At 71.2% G+C, this 22,070-nt stretch carries 19 protein-coding genes; 7 read left to right on the top strand and 12 right to left on the bottom strand.

What is annotated here, in order from left to right; all coding sequences use genetic code 11:
* Positions 1–480, top strand: a 480-nt coding sequence (locus tag ABZY12_RS30960; protein WP_356896150.1) for an enolase C-terminal domain-like protein, incomplete at its 5' end; no start/stop codon positions are given.
* Between the two features lie 26 nt (positions 481–506).
* Positions 507–1,475: a hypothetical protein gene (locus tag ABZY12_RS30955; RefSeq protein ID WP_356896148.1), complete on the top strand. Its 969-nt coding sequence runs from the start codon at positions 507–509 to the stop codon at positions 1,473–1,475.
* Positions 1,476–1,610: 135 nt separating this feature from the next.
* On the opposite strand, the gene ABZY12_RS30950 is transcribed toward ABZY12_RS30955, so the two are convergent.
* From ABZY12_RS30950 to ABZY12_RS30910, 9 genes are all read right to left on the bottom strand, one after another.
* The gene (locus ABZY12_RS30950) at positions 1,611–2,597 is read right to left on the bottom strand and encodes an arabinan endo-1,5-alpha-L-arabinosidase (RefSeq protein ID WP_356896146.1); all 987 of its coding nucleotides are present in this window, start codon (positions 2,595–2,597) and stop codon (positions 1,611–1,613) included.
* 101 nt (positions 2,598–2,698) lie between these two features.
* Positions 2,699–3,583, bottom strand: coding sequence for a carbohydrate ABC transporter permease (locus ABZY12_RS30945; RefSeq protein WP_356896144.1), 885 nt, complete (start codon positions 3,581–3,583; stop codon positions 2,699–2,701).
* A complete protein-coding gene (locus ABZY12_RS30940; RefSeq protein WP_356896142.1) occupies positions 3,580–4,548 on the bottom strand; it encodes a sugar ABC transporter permease in 969 nt (322 codons plus the stop codon). Before ABZY12_RS30940 ends, ABZY12_RS30945 begins: the two co-directional genes overlap by 4 nt.
* Positions 4,545–5,885, bottom strand: coding sequence for an extracellular solute-binding protein (locus ABZY12_RS30935; protein WP_356896140.1), 1,341 nt, complete (start codon positions 5,883–5,885; stop codon positions 4,545–4,547). The genes ABZY12_RS30940 and ABZY12_RS30935 overlap by 4 nt, the downstream gene beginning before the upstream one ends.
* 247 nt (positions 5,886–6,132) lie before the next feature.
* Positions 6,133–7,662 carry an alpha-N-arabinofuranosidase gene (locus ABZY12_RS30930; protein ID WP_356896138.1) on the bottom strand — a complete coding sequence of 510 codons (1,530 nt, stop codon included), beginning with the start codon at positions 7,660–7,662 and terminating at the stop codon, positions 6,133–6,135.
* Between the two features lie 47 nt (positions 7,663–7,709).
* Positions 7,710–8,720: an arabinan endo-1,5-alpha-L-arabinosidase gene (locus ABZY12_RS30925; RefSeq protein ID WP_356896136.1), complete on the bottom strand. Its 1,011-nt coding sequence runs from the start codon at positions 8,718–8,720 to the stop codon at positions 7,710–7,712.
* Between the two features lie 283 nt (positions 8,721–9,003).
* Positions 9,004–10,260, bottom strand: a complete 1,257-nt coding sequence (locus tag ABZY12_RS30920; protein ID WP_356896134.1) for a cation:proton antiporter — start codon at positions 10,258–10,260, stop codon at positions 9,004–9,006.
* A 4-nt stretch (positions 10,261–10,264) separates the two neighbouring features.
* Positions 10,265–10,750, bottom strand: coding sequence for a TrkA C-terminal domain-containing protein (locus ABZY12_RS30915; protein WP_356896132.1), 486 nt, complete (start codon positions 10,748–10,750; stop codon positions 10,265–10,267).
* 91 nt (positions 10,751–10,841) lie between these two features.
* Entirely contained in the window at positions 10,842–11,693 is an 852-nt protein-coding gene (locus ABZY12_RS30910) for a class II glutamine amidotransferase (protein WP_356896130.1), read from the bottom strand.
* Between the two features lie 520 nt (positions 11,694–12,213).
* Here ABZY12_RS30910 and ABZY12_RS30905 point away from each other — a divergent pair.
* From ABZY12_RS30905 to ABZY12_RS30890, 4 genes are all read left to right on the top strand, one after another.
* Positions 12,214–12,624 (top strand): hypothetical protein, encoded by a 411-nt coding sequence (locus ABZY12_RS30905; protein WP_356896128.1) that lies wholly within the window; start codon positions 12,214–12,216, stop codon positions 12,622–12,624.
* 156 nt (positions 12,625–12,780) lie between these two features.
* Entirely contained in the window at positions 12,781–13,371 is a 591-nt protein-coding gene (locus tag ABZY12_RS30900; RefSeq protein WP_356896126.1) for a carbonic anhydrase, read from the top strand.
* The gene (locus ABZY12_RS30895; protein WP_356896124.1) at positions 13,368–14,867 is read left to right on the top strand and encodes a SulP family inorganic anion transporter; all 1,500 of its coding nucleotides are present in this window, start codon (positions 13,368–13,370) and stop codon (positions 14,865–14,867) included. The genes ABZY12_RS30900 and ABZY12_RS30895 overlap by 4 nt, the downstream gene beginning before the upstream one ends.
* A gap of 373 nt (positions 14,868–15,240) precedes the next feature.
* A complete protein-coding gene (locus tag ABZY12_RS30890; protein WP_356896122.1) occupies positions 15,241–16,794 on the top strand; it encodes an FAD-dependent oxidoreductase in 1,554 nt (517 codons plus the stop codon).
* A 451-nt stretch (positions 16,795–17,245) separates the two neighbouring features.
* On the opposite strand, the gene ABZY12_RS30885 is transcribed toward ABZY12_RS30890, so the two are convergent.
* A complete protein-coding gene (locus ABZY12_RS30885) occupies positions 17,246–17,836 on the bottom strand; it encodes a helix-turn-helix domain-containing protein (protein ID WP_356896154.1) in 591 nt (196 codons plus the stop codon).
* A gap of 106 nt (positions 17,837–17,942) precedes the next feature.
* Here ABZY12_RS30885 and ABZY12_RS30880 point away from each other — a divergent pair, with 106 nt between their 5' ends.
* On the top strand, positions 17,943–18,893 hold the full coding sequence (locus tag ABZY12_RS30880; RefSeq protein WP_356896120.1) for a TIGR03620 family F420-dependent LLM class oxidoreductase: 951 nt from the start codon (positions 17,943–17,945) through the stop codon (positions 18,891–18,893).
* A 216-nt stretch (positions 18,894–19,109) separates the two neighbouring features.
* Here ABZY12_RS30880 and ABZY12_RS30875 read toward each other — a convergent pair whose 3' ends face one another.
* Together ABZY12_RS30875 and ABZY12_RS30870 are read right to left on the bottom strand one after the other, a co-directional pair.
* Positions 19,110–19,667 (bottom strand): XRE family transcriptional regulator, encoded by a 558-nt coding sequence (locus tag ABZY12_RS30875; RefSeq protein ID WP_356896118.1) that lies wholly within the window; start codon positions 19,665–19,667, stop codon positions 19,110–19,112.
* Positions 19,668–19,677: 10 nt separating this feature from the next.
* Positions 19,678–22,008, bottom strand: coding sequence for a helix-turn-helix domain-containing protein (locus ABZY12_RS30870; protein WP_356896116.1), 2,331 nt, complete (start codon positions 22,006–22,008; stop codon positions 19,678–19,680).
* Between the last annotated feature and the right edge of the window lie 62 nt (positions 22,009–22,070).

Genomic DNA, 22,070 nt, shown 5'->3' with positions numbered 1-22,070 from the left:
GTCGCCGCCAAAGTCGACACCCCCATCGCCACCGGCGAACGCATCCACGACCGCATCGAATACCGCGAACTCTTCGAAACCCAAGCCGCCGACATCATCCAACCCGACCTCGGCCACATCGGCGGCATCCTCGAAACCCGCAAACTCGCCGCCACCGCCGAAACCCACTACACCCTCATCGCCCCCCACAACGTCGGCGGCTCCGTCCTCACCGCCGCCAACCTCCAACTCGGCGCCTGCACACCCAACTTCAAAATCCTCGAACACTTCAACGACTTCGCCGACGCCGACATCAAGAACATCGTCACCGGCGCCCCCCAGATCAACCCCGAAACCGGCTGCTTCCCCATCTCCCACGCACCCGGCCTCGGCATCGAACTCGACACCGACGCAGCCGCCGAACACCCCCAACAACAAGCCCGCTTCGACCTCTGGGCCGAAGGCTGGGAACAGCGCAAGCCCCGCCGGGCCACCCGTTGAGCACCGCCGAACGCCCAGGAGGCCCCGTGCCCGACTCCCCCGCCCTTCCGCCCCGCCGACCGGGCGAGCGGATCCTCGGCCCGCTGGGCCTCGCCGCCCCGGCGCTCTCTCCCCAGGACGCCTCCCCGCACGCCTTCCCGGACGGAGGGCGGTGGCGTACCGAGATTCCCTCCGTCGAGGGTCCCGAGGCGCTCGACACGGTGCTCCGGGAAGCCGAACGGCTCGACGTCCCCGTCCACCGGGTCAGTCAGGGCAGCGGCGTCTGGATGCTCACCGACGCCGAGATCGACGAGATGGTGAAGGCCGCCGCCGAATCCTCCGTGGAGCTCTGCCTGTTCACGGGGCCGCGCGGCACCTGGGACATCGGGGCCGCCACCCGGACCGACTCCCGGGGCGGCGGGCTGCGCGCCCGCGGCCACGACGCGGTCGCCGGCTGCGTGGAGGACGCCGTCCGCGCCACCTCCCTCGGAGTCACGTGTCTGCTGGTGGCCGACGAGGGCGTTCTGTGGACGCTGCACCGGGCGCGGGCGGCGGGCCTGCTTCCGGCGGACACGACCCTGAAGGTGTCGGCGCTGATCGGGCCGGTCAACCCCGCCTCGTACGCCGTGCACGAGCGGCTGGGGGCGGACTCGGTCAACGTCCCCAGCGACCTGACGCTCGATCAGCTCACCGAGATCCGCCGGGTGAGCGGGGCTCCGATGGACATGTACGTCGAGGCGCCCGACGACCTCGGTGGCTATGTGCGCATGTACGAGGTGGCCGAGCTGATCCGCCGGGGCGCTCCCCTCTATCTGAAGTTCGGTCTGTCGAAGGCTCCTTCCGTCTATCCGTCGGGGGCGCACCTGCGGGAGACCGTCCTGAGCACGGCGCGCGAGCGGGTGCGGCGCGGCAGGCTCGTCCTGGACCTGCTGGCCCGGCACGGGGCGGACGGCGCCATGTCGCCCCTCGGTTCGCGTCAGCCGGGGCCGCTGCGCAGGTTCCCCGCGGACGCCTGACCCTGCGGGACGGCGCACTCCTTCGCCCGGGCATACGACGGCTCGAGGCGACGGGCCCGCACCCCCTCGCGGGGACGCGGGCCCGTGGTGCGTCGTCGGCAGACCTCAGCCGAGCTCAGTGGACCTCGGTGGACTTCAGTAGACCGAGGGCCAACCGCCGGACCAGCCCAGCAGGTTGACGCCGAGCTTGGCGCGGCCCCCGTCCTGCCCGTCGTAGTAGTGGTACACGAGCAGATGACCGTCGGCGTCCTTGAGAACCGACTGGCCGCCCGGTCCGATGACCCGGTCGTGCGAGTCGAGGACGAGCGTGCCCCCGTCGGCCGTCATCGGCACCCCGGCGCGGTCACGGTACGGGCCGGTGATGCCGGTGGCGCGGCCCACCTTGATCCGGTACGTCGAGGCGGTGCCGGCGCAGCACCGGTCATAGGAGGCGAAGAGGTAGTAGACACCCTCGCGCTTCACGATGAACGGTGCCTCGATGCCCTGGCCGGCGGGACGGGCGGCCAGGCTGTGCACGGCGGTGTCGCCCGGCCGCCGCAGGCCCGTCGCGGGGTCGAGGCGGATCAGCTTGATCCCGCTCCACCAGGAGCCGAAGGAGAGCCACCAGCTGCCGTCGTCGTCGACGAAGAGGTTGGGGTCGATGGCGTTGAAGTCGCTTCCGGAACCCGAGGACAGCACGATGCCCCGGTCCGTCCAGCTGCCGGGCTGTCCGGTGGTGGACGTGGCGAGGCCGATGGCGGAGGTGTTGGAGCCGAAGCGCGAGACGGCGTAGTACATGACGTACCGGCCGTTTCGGTACGAGAGGTCCGGCGCCCATGCCTCGGGAACCGTCGAGTAGCGACTCCACCAGCTCGGCCTGGTGGTGAACGCGTCCCCGCTGCCCGCGAAGGCGATCCGGTCCGTGGAGGTGCGCAATTGGAGGCCGTGGCCGGTGGAGGCGAGCAGATAGCGGCCGGTGGCGTCGCGGATCATCGACGGGTCGTGGACGGCGATGTCTCCGGTGACGTGGCCCGGCGCCGGGTAGGCGAGGGCGGTCTGGGGCACCAGCGCCAGGACCGCCGCCGCTGCCGCGGCGAGCGGGACGGAGAACCTGCGACGGCGGCGGTGTGCGATGCGGTTCATCGGCGTGCTCCTCGGTACGTGGGGTGGACGAGGACAGCGGTGCGTGAGGTCGCCGTGGTGCCCGCCGCCCGCCGGATCCGACGGCGGGCACCACGGCGGTATCACTGGCCGGCCAGACCGGTGTGGGCGATACCGCGCACGATCTGACGCTGGAACAGCGTGAAGACGATCAGGAGGGGAAGGCCCGCGATCACCAGCGAGGCCATGACCTGGGCGTACCGGACTCCGAAGCCGGACTGGACGTTGACCAGCCCCACCGGCAGGGTCATGGCGTGGGGATCCGTGGTCACGAGGAACGGCCAGAGGAAGTTGTTCCACGTGGAGATGAAGGTGAAGATCGCGACCGCGGCGAGCACGGGCCGAGACAGTGGCATGACGATCGTCCAGAAGACCCGCCAGCGGCCGGCGCCGTCGACGAAGGCGGCCTCCTCCAGTTCGCGGGGCACGCCTTCGAAGAACTTCACCAGGATGAACACCATGGCCGGCACGGCGACCTGGGGCAGGATCACGCCCCAATAGGTGTCGACGAGCCCCATGCGGACCATCTGGGTGAACAGCGGCGCGATGAGGACCTGGGGCGGCACCACGATCCCGGCGAGGACCAGGCCGTACAGCAGCCTGCGGCCGCGGAAGTCGGTGCGCGTGAAGCCGTAGGCCGCCATGGCGCAGAGGACCACGGTGAGCAGGGTGGTGGCGCCGGAGACGATGAGGGAGTTGACGGTCCAGCGCAGCAGTGTGCCGGACTCCCACACCTTGGCGTACGCCTCGAAGGTGATCCGCGAACCGATCCACTCCAGCGGCGTCCTGGTCGTCTCCCCCTCCGGCTTGAGCGAGGTGGCGACGGCCCAGAGCAACGGCAGCAGCCAGGCGGCGGCCGTCAGGAGCGCGGTGACGAGCAGGGCGATCCGGCCGGCGGTCCAGCGAGGGCGCCGGCCCTCGGTCCGTCCGGTACGTCCGGTACGGTCACGGGCGGTGGCGAGGCTCACTTGCCGGCCTCCTCTTTGCGCCGGGCCAGCCAGGGCTGGACCAGGGAGACGGTCAGGACGAGGGCGAAGAAGATGTAGGAGACGGCGGAGGCGTAGCCGATCCGGTAGCCGGTGAAGCCCTGTTGATAGACGTACTGCAGGATCGGCCGGGTGGAGTCGTCGGGCCCGCCGCCGGTCATCAGGTAGACCTGGTCGAAGATCTTCAGCGAGGCGAGGACCTGGAGCACCAGGACGAGGCCGGTGGTACGGCGCAGGAGCGGCAGGGTGATGTGCCGGAGCCGCTGCCACGCGCCGGCGCCGTCGAGTTCGGCCGCCTCGTACAGGTGCTGTGGCACGGCCTGCAGGGCCGCCAGATAGAGCAGGAAGTTGAAGCCGACCGTCCACCACACGGTGGTCAGGACGATGGACAGCATGGCGTAGCGCTCGTCGCTCAGCCAGCCGATGCCGGGCTCCAGGCCCACGCCCGCGAGGAGTTGGTCGGCGAGGCCGAAGTCGGGCGGGAAGATCATCTGGGAGAAGAGGAGGCACACGACGCCGGACGGCAGCAGGAAGGGTGCGAACCAGCTGATCCGCCACAGCCACTGGACGACGCGCAACTGATGGGCGAGCAGGGCGAGTACGAGGCCGACGGCCACGAGCGGGACGGTGGAGAGCACCGTGAACCACACGGTGTTCCCGAGCGAGGACCACATCTGCGGGTCGGCCAGCGCCTCCGCGTAGTTGTCCAGACCGACGAACTCCGCACCGGTGCCGGTGATGTTCTCGCTGGTCACGCTCATACCCAGGCCGCTGATCAGCGGCCAGACGAGAAAGAGGCCGTAGACGAGGAGAAAGGGGGCGACGAAGACGAGCCCGTGCTCCGTCCACCTCCGCCGGACGGCTCCCGGCCGCGACGCCGCGCCGGCCGCGCGGCCCGTCCCGGCGGTCGGCCGCGCCGGGACGGCGGTGGGGGTGAGAGTGGTCATGACGCGACTCCGGAAAGGGGGTTGCGGATGTCGAGAAGGCGTCCGAGCCGGAGCTTGGCCTCGGCGAGTGCCGCGCGGGGGGTGCGGGAACCGATGAGGAGGGTGGAGAACACCTCACCGAGTTCGATCCACATCCGGGAAGCGGAGCCGGCGAACCAGGCGGGCTCGTCGAGCACCACGTCGTCGATGACGCCGCGGTACGCCGACTGCGGTTCGAGCGCCAGGTAGGCGGGGTCCTCGAGGATGGGCCGGTACGCGGGGACGTGACCGCCGGCCGCCCACTCCACGGAGTGCTTGAGCATCCAGGCGACGAAGGCGCAGATCGCCCGGTCCGTCGCCACGTCGCGGTTCCGCTGGTGGGGCAGGACGAAGGCGTGGGAGTCGGCCTGGGTGGTGGCCCGGCCGAAGAGGGCGGGTACCCGGGTCATCGAGAAGGGCGTCCCACCGGTGCGGAAGGTGGTCACCTCCCAGTCCCCGTTGAGGTGGAAGGCCGTACGTCCCTGGCTGAAGATGCCCACGGAGGCTCCGTAGTCGGCGCGGCGCGCCCAGAGCCCCTCCTCCACGAGCGAGGCCATGAACTCCAGTACCCGCAGGGCCTTGGCGTCGTCGAGGACGAGGCTCTTGCCGTCGGGCGAGAGCACCGCTCCACCGGTCTGGGAGTAGAAGGTGGAGAAGAGCCGCCAGGGGGTGATGCAGTCGGGGCCGAGTGTCTCGGTGACGAGGGAGGGTGCCCCGGTGACCTTCTTGGCGGCGCGCAGTGCTTCGGTGAACTCCGCCGCGCCCGTGACGGTCTTGAGCCGGTCGCCGTCCATGAGACCGGCCTTGCGGCAGATCTCGGTCTGGTAGTAGAGCACCAGCGGGTGGGTGTCGAGGGGGACGGCGTACTGTTTCCCGTCGATCTGCCCGCGCCGCCAGAGGTCCGGGGGGAAGTCGTCCGGACGTAGGCCGGCCTCGGCCAGCCGGTCGGCCGGGAAGGGGTCGAGCAGCCGGCCGGGCCCGAACCCGGCGAGCCGGGCCATGTGGAGCGCGGCCACTTCCGGCGCGCGTCCGCCGGCTCCGGCCATGCCGAGCTTGGTGTAGTAGGGAGCGCCCCACTGGAGGGTGGTGGCCTCCAGTTCGATGTCCGGATGAGCGGCGCGGAAGGCGCCCAGCATGTTCTGCATGTTGACGCCGTCTCCGCCTCCGAAGAGGTGCCAGAAACGCAGCGGGGTCCGGCCGGACGCCGCGGCCGAGGGCGCCGCGCAGCCCGTGGCCAGAGGGCCGAGGGCGCCGGTGGCGGCGAGGGCGCCCAGGGAACCGGCGAGCACACGGCGCCGGCTGGGGTGGGGTGAATGCATAGCGGCTCGTCTTCCCAGGGTGCGGGTCGAGGGGACCGGGGGCGGTGCGGGACCGCCCCCGGCGGGGCTTCGCGGGGACCGGACTCGGGCCGGGCGCCCGCTACGGACAGAGGTGTCGGCGCCCGGTGGGGCGGCGACGGCCACGCGGCCGGCGCTCGGCGGGGCGGCGCGACGGACACGAGATCGGCGCTCGGCCGGATGGGCGGACAGAGGTGTCGGCGCCCGGCCGGGCGGCCGTGTCGCGCCGTCAGGCCAGGCGGATCATGGTCCAGGAGAGCGGTTCGAGCGTGACGGTCAGCGCGGAGTCGGCCAGATCCGCGCCCTCACCGGCGTGGGGCGTGACCCGGTCCGGTGCGTCGAGGGTGTTGCGGGCCTCCGGGTCGGCGTCGGCGAGGACGGTGTGCTCGACGATCTCGCCGAGGTCCAGGCCGTTGAGCGCGACGCGCAGCGGCAGGGGCCGGCGCTGGTCACGGTTGACGGCGAAGACGGTGACCGCGCCCGTACCCGGGTCCCGGACCGCCGTGGCGTGCAGCAGGGGCACGTCTCCGTACGCCGCCGTCGGGTACGTCGGTGCGTCGACCCGTACGTCGAGCACCTCGCCGCGGCCGTGGCGCGCGGCCTGCGCGAAGGGATGGAAGGTCGTCTGGCGCCAGGCGGGGCCGCCCGGTTCGGTCATGATGGGCGCGATGACGTTGACCAGCTGGGCGAGGCAGGCGACGGTCACCCGGTCCGCGTGGCGCAGCAGCGCGATCAGGAGGGAGCCGAAGACGACGGCGTCGGTGACGGAGTAGTTGTCCTCCAGGAGCCGGGGGGCCTCCGGCCAGTCGAGCGGGTTGGCCCGCGACTCGGCCTCGAAGCGGCTCATGTACCAGACGTTCCACTCGTCGAAGGAGAGGTTGAGCTTCTTCTTCGACTTCAGCCGGGCACCCACGTGGTCGCAGGTGGCGACCACGTTCTCGATGAACGACTCCATGTCCACGGCGGACGCCAGGAAGGAGTCGCGGTCGCCGTCCTTCTCCTCGTAGTAGGCGTGGAGGGAGATGTGGTCGACGAGTTCGTACGTCTCCTCCAGCACCTTCGCCTCCCACGCGGCGAAGGTCGGCATGGCCTGGCTGGACGAGCCGCACGCGACGAGCTCGACGTCCGGGTCGATCTGCCGCATGGCGCGCGCGGTCTCGGCGGCGAGCCGGCCGTACTCTTCCGGCGTCTTGTGGCCGGTCTGCCACGGGCCGTCCATCTCGTTGCCCAGGCACCACAGCCGGATGCCGTAGGGCTCCTTGTCGCCGTGGGCGATCCGCAGGTCCGAGAGCGCGGTGCCGGAGGGGTGGTTGGCGTACTCCTGGAGCTCGATCGCCTCGGCCACGCCGCGGGTGCCGAGGTTGACGGCCATCATCGGCTCCGTCTCGGGGCCGGCCTTCTTCAGGAACGCCATGAACTCGCTCAGGCCGAACCGGTTCGTCTCCGTGGAGCGCCAGGCGAGGTCGAGGCGGCGCGGCCGGTCCTCGACGGGGCCGACGGAGTCCTCCCACCGGTAGCCGGAGACGAAGTTGCCGCCGGGGTAGCGGATGGCGGTGACGCCGAGTTCGCGTACGAGGTCGAGGACGTCGGTGCGCAGCCCCGTCTCGTCCGCCGTGGGGTGATCGGGCTCGAAGACACCGGTGTAGACGCAGCGGCCCAGGTGTTCGACGAAGGATCCGAAGAGACGGGGGTTCACCTCGCCGACGGTGAAGGCCGGGTCGAGAGTGAAGCGCGCCGCGTGGGCCGGGGTCGGGGACATGACTTCCTTTCGGTTGCGGAGATCGCCCGGTGGTGCGGGCGTGGTGTTCAGCGGGCGAGCGTCGGCCAGCCGTCCGGGCGCCAGGAGAGCGGAGCGAGGCCGAGCTTGGGCGTGCCTCCGTCCTCCCCGTCGTAGTAGTGGTGGACGAGGATGTCGCGGCCCCGGTCGCGGAGCACCGACTGGCCGCCGGGCCCGATGTACTTGCCGTGTCCGGCGAGGAGGACGTCTCCGCCGCCCCGGGTCATCGGCGTACCGTCGCTGCCGGTGTAGGGGCCGGTCGGCGAGGTGGACCGGCCGACCCGGATGTTGTAGGTCGAGTCGGTGCCGGCGCAGCAGCGGTCGTAGGAGACGAAGAGGTAGTAGTGCCCGCCGCGGCGCACGATGTACGGCGCCTCGACCGCGTAGGGCGCGTCCGGCCGGGTGGCCAGGTGGTGCACGGTCGCTCCCGCGACCGGGCGGCCGGTGCGGCCGTCGAGTTCGACCATGCGGATGCCGGTCCAGTAGGAGCCGAAGGACATCCACAGCCTGCCGTCGCCCTCGACGATGCCGGGGTCGATGGCGTTGTACGGGTCCGCGGGGCCGGTCTCGAAGATCTTCCCCTGGTCGGTCCAGGTTCCGGGCAGGCCGGTGGGAGACGTGGCGAGCCCGATGGCGGAGTGGTTGGAGCCGAAGGAGGACACCGCGTAGTAGAGCCAGTAGCGGCCCTGGCGGTGGACGATCTCGGGCGCCCAGGGGTCGCTCTCCGAGGAGTAGGCGCGCCACCAGGAGGGGAGGGCGGTGAAGGCGGATCCGGAGCGCTGCCAGTGGCGCCCGTCCCGCGAGGTGCGCGCCTCCAGTCCCCCGTGCGTGGAGTAGACGACGTAGGTGCCGTCCTTGAGCCTGATAGCCGACGGGTCGTGGACCACGGTGTCGCCGGTGACCGGCAGCGGGTCGGGGTGGCCGGCGCCCGGGGGTGGTGCCGGCGCGGCGACCGCGGTGGGGGCGAGGCAGGCGAGGACCGTGGCGCCGGCGGCGAGGAGGGTCGCGGTGCGACGGCGGGCGGGACGGCCGACGGGCATGGAGGAGCTCCTTCACCGAAGATACGCACGGAGAGTCGTTCGAGATTACGAACAGTGATCGCTACTTCGGACGCGAAGCTAGACGGCCGGAAAGGGGCCGTCAATGGTTTGAGCAAAACTCCGAACAGCGTTCGAAATTACGAACAAGGAGGTGGGTAACGGGAAGGGAACCGGCGGCCCGGTGACGGCGACGGCCCCGGCGCTCGGCTGCCCGCGCCGGCGCGGTCCCTGCGTGCGCCGCCGTGCGAAGTGCCCGGTCGGGTCGGCCCCGACCGGGCACGCCTCACGTCCGGCCGGCCGTGCCGTCGTCGACGGCTTCCAGCGCCTCGGGCAGCGTCTCCCGGTCCACACCGCCGATCCTCTCGACCACGGCGGCCCGGCTCCGGCGTCCGGTGAGCCAGGTGGCGACCGGTTCGGTGTATCGGGCGGTGAGCGGGCCGGCGATGACCAGGACGAGGACGTACGCGGTGGCGAGCGGACCGAGGGCGGGTTCGATGCCGGCGGTGACGGCGAGGCCGGCGATGACGATGGAGAACTCGCCTCGTGCCACGAGCGTGCCGCCGGCCCGCCAACGGCCCTTGGCGGAGATCCCGGCGCGCCGGGCCGCCCAGTAGCCGGTGGCGATCTTCGTGCCGGTGGTGACCACGGCCAGGGCCAGGGCGGGGAGGATCACGGGCGGGATGCTCGCGGGGTCGGTGTGCAGGCCGAAGAAGACGAAGAACACCGCCGCGAACAGATCCCGCAGGGGGCTGAGGAGGCTGTGCGCTCCCTCGGCGACCTCGCCCGACAGGGCGATGCCGACCAGGAAGGCGCCCACGGCGGCGGAGACCTGGAGCTGCTGGGCGATCCCGGCGACGAGCAGCGTCAGGCCGAGAACGACGAGCAGGAGCTTCTCGGGGTCGTCGCTGGAGACGAAGCGGGATATGTGGCGGCCGAAGCGGACCGCGAGGAACAGCACGAGCCCCGCCACGCCGAGGGCGATGGCGAGCGTGAGGCTTCCGGCGGCCAGGCTCACGCCCGCCAGCAGCGCGGTGATGATGGGCAGGTAGACGGCCATGGCGAGGTCTTCGAGGACCAGGATGCTGAGGATCACCGGCGTCTCTCGGTTGCCCAGCCGCCCCAGGTCTCCCATCACCTTCGCGATCACGCCGGAGGACGAGATCCAGGTGACTCCGGCCAGCACGACGGCGGCGACCGGGCCCCAGCCCAGGAGCAGCGCCATGGCCGCGCCTGGCAGGGCGTTCAGGGCGGCGTCGACCAGACCGGCCGGGTACTGGGTCTTGAGGTTGGAGACGAGGTCGCTGGCGGTGTACTCCAGGCCGAGCATCAGCAGGAGCAGGATGACGCCGATCTCGGCGCCGATCGCGACGAACTCCTCGCTCGTGCCCAGCGGCAGCAGCCCGCCCTCGCCGAAGGCGAGACCGGCGAGCAGATAGAGAGGGATCGGGGAGAACCGGAAGCGGCCGGCGAATCGGCCCAGCAGGCCCAGGCCGAGGATGATGGCCCCGAATTCGATCAGGAAGACGGCGGAGGAGTGCACGCGATCACTCCCGGTCGAGGATCGCGGCGGCGCCTTCGACACCCTCGCGGGTGCCGATCACGATCAGCGTGTCGCCACCCGCCAGGCGGAAGTCCGGGGTCGGGGACGGTATCGCGCCCGAGCGGCGCAGGATGGCGACGATCGACGCGCCGGTCTCGGTCCGCATGCGGGTCTCGCCCAGCACCCGGCCGTTCCAGTGCGACGCGGAGGACAGTTCGATCCGCTCGGCGACCAGGCCCAGATCGGTGGTGGAGAGCAGGTTCGGGCTGTGGTGCGAGGGCATCAACGCGTCGATCAGCGCCTCCGTCTCACGGGACGTCAGCTTCACCGAGAGCGCGCACTCGTCGGGATCGTCACGCCGGTAGGCGTTCAGCGTCCGCGCCCCGTCCCGGTGGGCGACCACCGACAGGAGCTGTTGTTCGCGAGTGGTGAGATCGTAACGGACGCCGATGCCGGGCAGAGGCGTACGACTCAGGCGAGGAACGGGCACGACAAACCCCCAGGTCCGGGCTGGTTCAGCAGTGGAGGGGGCACACCCGCACGCCCCCTCGCACCTTACCGGGACGCGCCGACGGGGTCGTCTACGGCGCCGTGACGGGGTCCTCCGTCAGGGGGACGAACGGCCGGAGGAAGTCCCCGCTTCCCCGGACCAGGCCGTAGGTGGACTCGGGAACCTCGAACCAGGCGCCCGGCAGTCCGCTGAGGGGCTCGGAGACGACGAGGCGGCTCTGGTCGGAGAAGTGGTCCAGGAACGTCAGGTCGGGGTGCAGCCCTCGGAGGGTCTCCAGTTCGGCGCTGTAGAACAGGGAACGTGAGCGGCGTTCGCTGGAGTAGCGGAAGGCCCACAGTCCCTCCCCGTCCGTCACCGCGATCGTCATCTGGAGCGGGTACTCGACGCCGTGCTCCCGGCCCAGCGTCTCCACGTGACCGGCCATCCGCGCCACCGCGGTGGGCGGGTCCTGGTCCAGCCCGTAGGTGAGCGCCAGGAAGAACATGACCTCGGAATCCGTCGACCCCTCGATGTCGGCGAACAGGGACGGGTCGATGCGCAGGCACAGGTCCCGACGCAGCCGGTTGAAGTCGGTGATCGCACCGTTGTGCATCCACAACCAGCGCCCGTGACGGAAGGGGTGGCAGTTGGTCTGCTGGATCGCCGACCCCGTGGACGCCCGGATGTGGGCGAAGAACATGTGGGAGCGGACATGCGCGGAGATCTCACGCAGGTTGCGGTTGTTCCACGCGGGGCCGGTGTCGCGCACAACGGCCGGGGTGTCCATCCCCACGGTGTACCAGCCGATCCCGAAGCCGTCGCCGTTCGTGGTCTCGACGCCCATGCGAGAGTGCAGACTCTGATCGATCAGCGAGTGCGCCGGGCGGTACAGCAGGGAGTCGAGCAGCACCGGGGTTCCTGAGTAGGCGAGCCATCGGCACATGCGGCGTTCCTTCCCTCGCCTCGTCCCCCATGACGCGTGGACCCCTCCATCATCACGCGCCGTCAACGGTGATCGCCAGACAGCGTGGCCGCCGGCGAGGGGGCATCCGGGGGCGGCCGGAGGACAGAACCGAACGGTGGCCATTTCACGGGCCCGGATATGCCACCTGACTATCACGGGAGGCGAGGGAAACCCCTTATTTTACGGCATCGCCGCGCCACTTCACCGGCTCGATCCCCCGTGCGAATGACACAAGACCGTGATGGCCCGAATGGGACGGACCGACACCAATGACGGATATAAGAATCGCGTCAGCACCCGTCCCGGCCTGCACGGACGTCGGTTACTCCCGGCGAGAGCGTGCGTCCGCGACACCGCTCCCCACCGATGCATTTATCACGCAAGGATTCGGCCGTCCGGCCCAAGACTTTCAGACTTTTCACACGGCGTTAACTCGTCGGGCTTTTCCGGCTGTTAGCGTTCTTCAAGCCATGGACAGGAAGGCGAGAGGAGGCGCGAGATGCCAGCCACGGCGACCCGGTTCGTGGTCACCGTCCTGACCGCCCTCCTGTTGGCCCTGCAGTTCCCGGCCACCGGCCCGTCCTTCGCATCCGCCCACGACGCCCCCGTGTCCGGCGCGGAACCCCCGCAGAGGCCCGCGCCCGCAGCAGCGGCGGCGGAAGCCGAGCGGGATCACATCACGTGCGGTACGCCCGACAGTGACGGCGACGCGAACGGACTTCTGCGTACGCGTGACCGGCACCGCAGCGCGGCCGGCTCCACGCCCGACACGCCTTCCCGTTCCCTGCTGAGGGGCAGCACCGCCGGCACGCAGCCTCAGGTGGAACTCTCCCCGTTCGGCGACGCGCACCGCGTATCGAGATCCTCCACCGCTCACACGGCGGCGGCCCTTCAGGTCTTCCGCTGCTGAGCTGATCCGCGGCGCCCACCGACGTACATCCCCTCCCCCACCGCATCGCACCGCCGTGTGCGTCGGCGGGGGGTCATGTCGACGTGGCCGCCCGCGCCCTGTTCTCGTACGCACACCGACGCGCCGGCAACCGGCGCGCCAGGAGGAACCACTGGTATGCAGCCCCTCATCGATCACGCCCGATCCTTCCGTGAGCAGTCCGCCGAGCGTTCTGAGGAGTTCGCCCGTCTGGCCCAGGGCCAGTCTCCGCAGGTCCTGTTCATCACCTGCTCCGACTCCCGGGTCGTCCCCGCCCTCATCACCGGGGCCCGGCCCGGTGAACTCTTCGAACTGCGGACCGCCGGAAACATCGTCCCTCCGTACGCCTCGCAGCAGCCCACGGGCGAGGCGGCCACGATCGAATACGCGGTGGAGGTGCTGGGGGTCACGGACATCGTCGTCTGCGGCCACTCGCACTGCGGCGCCGTCGGCGCGCTGGTGCGTGGCGACGATCTGACCGCCGTGCCCGCGGTGCGCGACTGGCTCGCGCACGCCGCTCCCCGCCCCGAAGGCACGGTCGACGACCCGGCCGTCACCGAAGCCGTACAGAGCCATGTGCTGACCCAGCTGCTGAGACTCCGCTCGTACCCCTGCGTCGAGAAGCGCCTGGCGGACGGACGGCTGCGCCTGCGTGGCTGGTTCTACGAGGTGCACACCGGATCCGTCCTCGCGCATGACGCGCGCACCGACTCCTTCGAGGCGCTGTGAGCGCCGCCGCGGACCACCGAAGGAAGTTCCCCCATCTGCGGCAGGACTTCGCCGCCTCGATCGTCGTGTTCCTCGTCGCCGTGCCCCTGTGCGTGGGCGTCGCCGTCGCCTCCGGTGTCCCGGCGGAACTGGGTCTGATCACCGGCATCGTCGGCGGTCTCGTCACGGGCATGATGCGCGGCAGCAGTCTCCAGGTGTCGGGTCCCGCCGCGGGTCTCACCGTGCTGGTCTTCGAGGCCGTCCAGACGTTCGGGGTGCCCGCGCTGGGCGTGATGGTGCTGACCGCAGGCCTGCTACAACTGGCCATGGGCGCCCTGAAGCTGGGGCGCTGGTTCCGGGCCATCTCGGTCTCGGTCGTCGAGGGCATGCTCGCCGGCATCGGACTCGTCCTCATCGCAGGGCAGTTGTACGCGGCGGCAGGCGCGGAAGCCCCCTCATCGGGTCTGGGCAAAATAGCCGGGCTCCCCGGCGCTCTGTTCGAGGCCCTCGGAAGCACCTCGGCCCTCGCCTCTCTCGCCGTCGGGGCGGGGACCATCGCCGTGATGGTGCTCTGGAAGCGCATGCCGCGGCGCCTGCGGGCCGTTCCGGGTGCGCTCGCGGCGGTCGTGCTGGCGACGCTCGTCTCTCTGGCGTTCGGCCTGCCGGTCGCCACGGTCGAGGTACAGGGCCTGCTGGGCGCCATCCAGCCGCCGGGGCTCGACGCGTTCGGCGAGCTGGCCACCTTGGGCATGCTCGGAACCGTCCTGGCCTTCACCCTGATCGCCTCCGCCGAGAGCCTGTTCAGCGCGGCGGCCGTCGACCGCCTGCACGACGGTCCGCGGACCGAGTACGACAAGGAGCTGATGGCCCAGGGCGCCGGCAACAGCGTGTGCGGGCTGCTCGGCGCGCTGCCGATGACCGCCGTCATCGTGCGCAGTTCCGCCAACGTCCAGGCGGGCGCGAGGACCAAGGCCTCCCGGGTCCTGCACGGCGTGTGGCTGCTGCTGTTCGCGGCCCTCCTGCCCTCCGCCCTGGCGCTCATCCCGCTGCCCGCCCTCGCCGGCATCCTCGTCCACGCGGGCTGGAAGCTGATCCCGCTGCGGACGATCGCGCCGCTGTGGCGCGAACATCGGGGCGAGGCGGTGATCCTGGTGGTCACGGCCGTCTCCATCGTCGCGGTGAACATGTTCGAGGGCGTCCTGATCGGCCTCGCCCTGTCCGTGGCGAAGACGGCGTGGGAGGCCTCGCACACCCGGCTGGAGGTCGTCGACAAGGGCGCCGGCCCCGTCCAGGTGTACCTGTCGGGCAACGCGACCTTCCTTCGGCTGCCGAAGATTCTCGACAGCCTGGAGGCCCTGCCCCAGGACCGTCCCATCAAGCTGGACCTCTCCGGCGTGCACCACTTGGACCACGCGTGCCGCACGGCGCTGGAGAACTGGGCGGCCCGCCACAGCTCCGCCGGTACCGAGCCCGTTCACGTGACCGAACTGGCGACGGTGAAGAGCGCTTCCGGCTGACGCCGGGTCATACGCGGGGCCGCTCCTCGGGCTCGTGGCCGGCGCCTCCGGGCGTCCGGCCGCGAGCCCCCGGGGCGGCCCTTCCTGCTCCGCGGACCGGACTCATGAGCCGAAGCGTTAGTTGTCACAGTTGTCACAAAGGCAGGCTGGTTGTCACCGGCGGGTCCGCCGGCCGTCCGGTCCGGAGTACCTCCGGCTTCCGTATCTGGGGCTCCGATGAACTGGCGAGGGGCGGCTGAGGTAGCCGAGGAGGAGTGCGGAGGGCCCGCTTCCCGGCCCTGCTCGCGGTGCCCGGCCCCTTGACACCGCGACGGCATTGTGGCTGGTCAGGGCGGTGTAAGGACCATTTTGACCCTCCGTCATAGTGGGCACCATGGACTATGACGTAGTGGTGGCCGGAGGCGGCCCGGTCGGACTGATGCTGGCCTGCGAGCTCCGGCTCGGAGGCGCGCGAGTGGCCGTCCTGGAGCGCCTCACCGAAGTGGACCCGACGATCAAGGGCGGGGCGATCACCACGCCCAGCGCCGAGGCACTCTACCGCCGGGGCATGCTGCCCGCGCTGGCCGAGATTCAGCGACAGGCGATGGACCGCTTCCAGGCGTTCATGCGCGAGCGGAACGGCGGCGGGGCAGTAGGCCAAGGGCTCGGGTTCGTCGGGCACTTCGCCGGAATCATGCTGCGCGCCGACCTGGTCGACCGTACGGAGCCGGGCTTCGGCGACGCCGGACCCGCAGCCGAGATCAGTCTCGTGGCGCAGCAGGACATCGAGCGGCTGCTCGGCGGGCGGGCGGACGAGCTCGGCGTCGACGTGCGCCGGGGAGTGGAGCTGACAGGCTTCGACGCGGACGAAGAGGCCGTCACCGTGCGGACGAGCGACGGGGAGATACGCGCCGCCTGGCTCGTGGGCTGCGACGGCGGCCGCAGCACGGTCCGCAAGCTCGCGGGGTTCGAATTTCCCGGTACGGACCCGGAGATCACCTGCCACCAGGCGGTCGTGGAGATGACCGGCGCCGAGGACCTGAAGGTCGGCTGGACGGCCACGGACACCGGGGTGTACGCCCACGGGCCGATGCCGGGCCGCGTCGTCACCGTGGAGTTCGACGGCCCGCCGCCCGACCGGGACGCACCGGTCACCCTCGAGGACCTCCAGGCGCGGCTGCGCCGCGTCTCCGGCGTGGACGTCACGATCACCGGGGTGCGGACCGCGACTCGCTTCACCGACCACGCCCGCCAGGTCACCGAGTACCGCAAGGGCCGGGTGCTCCTGGCGGGCGACGCGGCGCACGTCCACTCCGCGTTCGGGAGCCAGGGACTGAGCCTGGGCATCGGGGACGCGATGAACCTCGGCTGGAAGCTCGCCGCGGTGATCGGCGGCCGGGCACCGAAAGGGCTGCTGGACACGTACACGTCGGAGCGGCACCCGGTCGGCGCGTGGGTCCTGGACTGGACCCGGTCCCAGGTCGCGGCCATGCGCCCGGACCCGCAGTCCCGCGCGCTGCGCGAGATCGTCAGCGACCTGGCGGAGACGGTCGTGGGCACCACGTACCTGTCTGCGCGGCTCAACGGTGCCGGGGTGCGGTACGAGCTGCCGGGCGAGCACCCTCTGACCGGCCGCAGCGCCCCGGACCTCGAACTCACCGACGGCGGCCGCCTCGCGGACCACCTCCACAGCGGCCGGGCGCTCCTGCTCGACCTCGCCGACGACCCGGAGCTCCGGGCCCTCGCCGCGGGGTACGCCGACCGCGTCGATACCCTGACGGCCGGCTGCCCGTCCCGCCCGGAACTGGCGGCCCTCCTCGTCCGTCCGGACGGCTTCACGGCCTGGGCGGCCGACGCGGGGGTGCAAACCCCGATGTCGACTACCGGGTTGGCGGGGGCGCTGGAGGAGTGGTTCGGCGTGCGGGAGGGCGCGGTGACGTCGGGCTGATCCGCCGCTCCGGGTGGGGCGGGGCGTGAGCTGTGCCCCACCCCCGGACAACGGTGCTCTCCCCGCCGCAGGTGACAAGCAGTGCGCCGATCTGGTGACAACTGCCGCGCCTCACCCCACGGAAACAACAGGTCGAGGGTTGCCGCCGGTGACAACTACCGTGCTGTGACTGAGCGCTTCAGTTGGCCAGCTGAGCAAAGCCCGCTGCCAGTGGTGATGCCCGAAGTCGCTCTTCGCGGGATGGATCCCACGAAGCGGCCGCACCCGCTGGCCAGGTGCGGCTCTTAGCGGTGGATGACGCCGCGATACCGAGGTGGCAGGGGCTCCAGCTGCCCCCGCCGTTGATAGCTCGCCTGCGTTTCGCGACAGTTGAACCGACTTCGAGATCGGTGTCGGCATACGGCGAGGCGGCTCCAGCAGGCAGAAGTCCGCGTGCGTGGATCGGCAGAGATCACTTGCTTCGGCGTGGTGCCCCGTACGCAGCATCAAGCACGAGAGCCAGCAGCCGGTGGGCCTGTTCGGCGTCCTCGTTACGGGCCGTGGACAGCCCGATCCCGGTGATGAGCTGGACCAGGTCCCCGGCGGTCAGGTCGGCACGAGCGGTTCCGTGCTGTTGCGCTCGGGTGAGCAGACCGTCTGCCGCGTTCAGGATCAGCTGATGACAGTCGAGGTCCGGCGCGTCGGGCTCGTTGACCATCAGCGCGCTGCCCATGCCTTGGTTGGCACGGGCATGGGCCAGGAACGCACCCAGCCACTGCGACAGAGCGTCGTCGGCGGAGTCCGAGGTGCGCAGCTTCTCTGCTTGCTCGCACAGGGCCTGAACCCGGTCTGTGAGTACTGCGGTCAACAGGATCTGGCGGTTCGCGAAGTGCCGGTACAGGGTGCCGGGGCCTACCCCGGCCCGGCGGGCGATCTCGTTGAGGGATGCCCCGGGGCCGGCCTCGGTGAACACTTCCTGCGCGGCGGCCACCAGGCGTTCCCGGTTGAGGCGCGCGTCCGTGCGCCTCAAAGATCGAGCGGCATGGGGGTGTTCGGCCGTCATCATCCTGCCCTTCTGTTGCCTCCGGGGATAGCGAAACGGAGAAGTTCTCCGTATTGTAGCGAACCTCAACCGGAGAACCTCTCCGGAACGGCACCGAGGAGTGTGCATGACGGACGACCCGTCGGCAGGGCTCGGCCAGGTCGGGATCTGGACCTTTGCCTATGAAGAGCAGCCCGCCGGACGCGTGCGGGAATCGGCCGCGGAAATCGAGGAGTTGGGCTACGGAGCCCTCTGGTACGGAGAGGCGTTCGGCCGCGACGCGGTGGGCCAGGCATGGCTGCTGCTGTCGGCAACCCGTCGCATCACCGTGGCATCCGGCATCGCCAACATCGCTTTCCGGGAACCGCTCACCACTGCCGCCGCGGCGCGCACGCTCGGCGAAGCGTTCCCCGGGCGCTACCTACTTGGCCTGGGCGGGCACCGCGTCGACGACACCGTTCACGAAGTGGACGGTTACCCCGTACCGACCCGCGGCAGGGCGGTGACCACGATGCGCTCCTATCTGGACGCCATGGACAGGGCACCCGCCCACGGCCTGACACCGGACCCGGCCCCACGCCGCCTACTGGCGGCCCTGGGCCCGAAGATGCTGAAGCTGGCCGCCGAACGCACCTGGGGCGCGCACACGTACTTCGTGCCCGTCGAGCACACCGCACGGGCACGCCAGATCATGGGGCCGGATGCGTTTCTCGGGGTGGAGCAGGCCGTCGTACTTGACCATGACCTCGACCGGGCCCGGGAGGTGGCCACGGCGCATGTCGCCGGATACCTGGCAATGGCGCCGCACCAGGAGGCGAACGTACGCCGGCTCGGCTTCGGAGACGAGGACATCGTCGGCCGCCCGAGTCGCAGACTAGTGGACGCGATCGTCGCCTACGGAGACACGGAAGGGATCTGCCGGCGCGTTCAGCAGCACCTCCAGGCGGGAGCCAACCACGTCTGCCTGCAAGTACTGACCGCTGACCCGACCAGGCTGCCGCGACGAGAATGGCGCGAGCTTGCCCCCGTTCTCGTACCCAGCCATAGCCGGGTGTCCGCCCCAAGCCGAACAACCTGACAGGCCGACGCGCAAGGCGGCCATTCCGCCGCCAGAACGCGATGGGACACGCACGGCTCCACATACCCTGCCGCCCACCGGCCCAGGTGCTACCGCGGCCCTCGAAATCTCCCACCGGGGAAAACGCCGGTACTCAACCGGCCAGATCGAACGCTCACTGGCCAACTGAAGCGCTCAGTCACACGTGCTCCGGCACAACTCACAGGTGGACCGGACTCACAGGTCGAAGTCGATGTGCTCCACGTCCGTGAAGCGCACCTCCTCCAGGCCGCCGGCGCGGCGGCCGCCGTCCTGGAAGTACACCTCCTTGAGGGCCTCGGCGGCGATCTCCCGGAGTCGCTGGTCGCCGGCCCCTTGCTCCTGCGCCTCGAAGAGGCGGGCGGCGTACCGCGGCGGGAGGGCCACGGTGAGGTGGCGGATCCGGTCCTGGTCGGTCGTGCCGATCGGAGCGGTGTAGCCGAGCCGGGCGCGGGTGTCGATGACGATGCCGCCCGTGGTGGCCGCCGTCCGCCTGGCCTTGGCGCGGATCTGCGGCTGCCACCGCTTGGTCACCTCGCGCTCCAGGCGCTCCGCGAGGTCCCGGCGGGGCTTCTTGATCTCGTCCTTCACGTACCGCTCCACGGTGCGCTGGGACACCCGCAGCATCCGGGCGACGGCCCTGGTGCCCTTGAGCTGCTTGACCAGGTACCGCATCCGCGCGCCGGCCGACTTCGGGATCGGGCGGGTGAACGCACGCTGCACCGCCTTCTCCAGGCCGTCCCCGAACATGCTCATCGCGGTCTACCTACTCCCCGTCGTCCACGGTGGTGACGTTGCCGTCCTTGATGTAGCGGGCGAGGTTGAGCTCCTGGCCGTACTCCTCGCGTACGCCTTCGCCCCACAGCACGCTCTGGGTGCCCTCGTGCTTGACCATCCCGGGTGAGACGCCGAGCCGGAAGCCGCCCGGCAGGGGCTTGCCGTCCCGGTACGGCAGGAAGTCCAGCGGGGACGGTCCGTCGGAGGCGTACACGGCGCAGTCGGAGAGGACGGCGACCGGGTACTGGCCCGTGGCGGCCGCGTGCCTGACCATCTTGCGGTGCATGTTGACGCGCGTACGGGAGATGACGGCGGCGCGGATGTCTGGCCGCCAGGTCGGACGGGACAGCGCCCGCCACGGCTCGCCCGGCCTCCACCCCTCGCCGCGGGGACGCTCGCGCAGCTTGCCGATGCCGCCCTTCACAGTGGCCTTGATCGCGGACAGCACGATCGCCAGCTGCGGGTCGCGCTGCCGGTAGCCGTCCATGGCCGCCAGGAAGTCCTCCGGTGACAGGTCGCCGGTGACGCCCAGGTCGGCCATGGTCGCCACATAGGCGTCGCGCAGCCGGTTGTACCAGCCGTCCAGATAGCGCCCGTTGTCGTACCGTACGTACGCCTCGGTCGGTGCCACGTCGTAGCCGAGCTCCACCGCGTACGCCACCGTGGGCGTGGCGTACCACGCCGGGCCCTCGGGCCTCTCGCCCTTGGGCGTGAACGGGCTGGGCAGCAGGTCGCCTTCGAGGCACCGCCACTCCTTGCCGACCAGCACGCGGGACAGGTCGACGTGGGAGAGGTCGACCAGCCAGGAGCCGGGCAGCTTCGGGTCGAAGCGTGGGTTCTCGACGTACGTCGGCGCTCCCAGGCCCACGATCGTGCCGTTCGCGCCCGCGGCGAAGGCCATGTTCACGTCGATGCCGACGAGGTGCCGCTTGAGGCACTCCGCGTCGGTGAGCGGCCGCGCCCAGTCGTACGCCTCCTCCATCAGCACCTCGGCCGGGGTGCGCCGGTGGAAGCGCGGCAGGCCCTTGAGCAGCGGGTGACCGTCGGGGGCCTCGCACGGCGCGCAGTCGACCGGGTCCTTCCCCAGCGAGCTCGGGTTGTGCTCGCTGTGCCGGACACCGTGCTCGTCCGGCTCACTGGCACGCGTGGGCGGGTGGAGGGCGGTCATCAGCTCCAGGCCGGTGACGGCGGTGGAGCCTCTCGGCGTCATCACCCGGGACGCGTACGTGCCCAGGAGCCGGGCCAGGTCCGGGGGCGGCAGCTCCGCCGCGCCGTCCCAGTGCCGGGTGTCGAGCGCGCCCCATGTCGGGAGGCACAGCTGCACGCACATCCGTTGCGAGCCCTGCGCCGGGCGGTAGATCCGCGCCCACGGGCCGAACCCGCGCTTCGTCAGCTTCCAGTCCGCGCGTGCCAGTTGCCTGACGACCTTGTGGCTGTCCGGCAGCCGCCCCGACAGGCGCTCCTCCTCACCGAGCCGGACGGGAAGACCGTAGCGCCGGCAGGCGGCCTCGGTCAGCACGATCAGCGGGTCGGCGTCCTTGCCCGCCCCGCTGAGCCTGCGCGCGCCCAGTCTCGCGTCGCGCAGCGTCCAGTCGACCAGCGCCGGGAGGGACTTGGCGGGCACGTCCAGGACGAGGCCGCCGACGCAGTACGCGTAGACCTGTCCGTCGTCGGCGTCCACGACGGCGAGCGGCCCGTGCTCGAAGCGGGGGTCGGTGATGCCGGCCGCGGGGGCGGGCTTCGCCGCGGTGGTCTGCGCGGTGTTCCGCGAGACGTTCTTCGCGCGCGGGCTCGGCGACGTCGGCGACGTCCTGGCGGCGGGGGCGGACGTGCGCGGGGTGTTCTGACCGGAAGCCGGGGCGGGGGCGGACCTGCGCGGAGTGTTCTCTCCGGAAGCCGGGGCGGGGGCGTCCGAGACCGGGTCGGAGAGCTGGGGGCGCGGAAGCGGCCGAGCGGACTCGGCCTCGCGGGGCGCGGGAGTGGCGGGGCGGGGCGCGGGTTCGGGTGCGGGGCCGGTCGCGGGCGCGGGCGTCACCGTGTCCCGGGTAGCTGCCGTGTCCCGCGCGGCCGGCGTGGCGCCGGCCGGGTAGAGTTCCGCGAGCTTCTCCAGCAGCCGGGCGTACGCCTCGCGCTCCGGCGGCCTGGGTTCCGTCTTGCCCGCCTCCCACCCGCTGACGGTCGCGCGTCGCACCTGGAGGGCCGCGGCCACCTGGTCCAGCGTCAGGCCGTGCGCGGTACGCAGTCGCTTGCGCTCGGCCGGTGGCGGCAGCGGGGAAGCGGACGCGATCAGCGCGTCGACGGCGTCGAACAACTCGGACATGGAACACCTCCGCCACCACCCTAGCCCGCCCACCGTACGGATCGCGTACTTTCCACGTACGG

It is taken from the genome of Streptomyces sp. NPDC006551 (assembly GCF_040611675.1).
Lineage (GTDB): Bacteria > Actinomycetota > Actinomycetes > Streptomycetales > Streptomycetaceae > Streptomyces.
This window is presented reverse-complemented; position numbering and strand designations above follow the sequence as displayed.

Coding starts and splice junctions, on each gene's coding strand:
- ABZY12_RS30940 (WP_356896142.1), bottom strand. CDS start 4,548: ATGACCACTCTCACCCCCACCGCCGTCCCGGCGCGGCCGACCGCCGGG.
- ABZY12_RS30905 (WP_356896128.1), top strand. CDS start 12,214: ATGCCAGCCACGGCGACCCGGTTCGTGGTCACCGTCCTGACCGCCCTC.
- ABZY12_RS30900 (WP_356896126.1), top strand. CDS start 12,781: ATGCAGCCCCTCATCGATCACGCCCGATCCTTCCGTGAGCAGTCCGCC.
- ABZY12_RS30890 (WP_356896122.1), top strand. CDS start 15,241: ATGGACTATGACGTAGTGGTGGCCGGAGGCGGCCCGGTCGGACTGATG.
- ABZY12_RS30910 (WP_356896130.1), bottom strand. CDS start 11,693: ATGTGCCGATGGCTCGCCTACTCAGGAACCCCGGTGCTGCTCGACTCC.
- ABZY12_RS30930 (WP_356896138.1), bottom strand. CDS start 7,662: ATGTCCCCGACCCCGGCCCACGCGGCGCGCTTCACTCTCGACCCGGCC.
- ABZY12_RS30885 (WP_356896154.1), bottom strand. CDS start 17,836: ATGACGGCCGAACACCCCCATGCCGCTCGATCTTTGAGGCGCACGGAC.
- ABZY12_RS30925 (WP_356896136.1), bottom strand. CDS start 8,720: ATGCCCGTCGGCCGTCCCGCCCGCCGTCGCACCGCGACCCTCCTCGCC.
- ABZY12_RS30875 (WP_356896118.1), bottom strand. CDS start 19,667: ATGAGCATGTTCGGGGACGGCCTGGAGAAGGCGGTGCAGCGTGCGTTC.
- ABZY12_RS30870 (WP_356896116.1), bottom strand. CDS start 22,008: ATGTCCGAGTTGTTCGACGCCGTCGACGCGCTGATCGCGTCCGCTTCC.
- ABZY12_RS30880 (WP_356896120.1), top strand. CDS start 17,943: ATGACGGACGACCCGTCGGCAGGGCTCGGCCAGGTCGGGATCTGGACC.
- ABZY12_RS30950 (WP_356896146.1), bottom strand. CDS start 2,597: ATGAACCGCATCGCACACCGCCGCCGTCGCAGGTTCTCCGTCCCGCTC.
- ABZY12_RS30935 (WP_356896140.1), bottom strand. CDS start 5,885: ATGCATTCACCCCACCCCAGCCGGCGCCGTGTGCTCGCCGGTTCCCTG.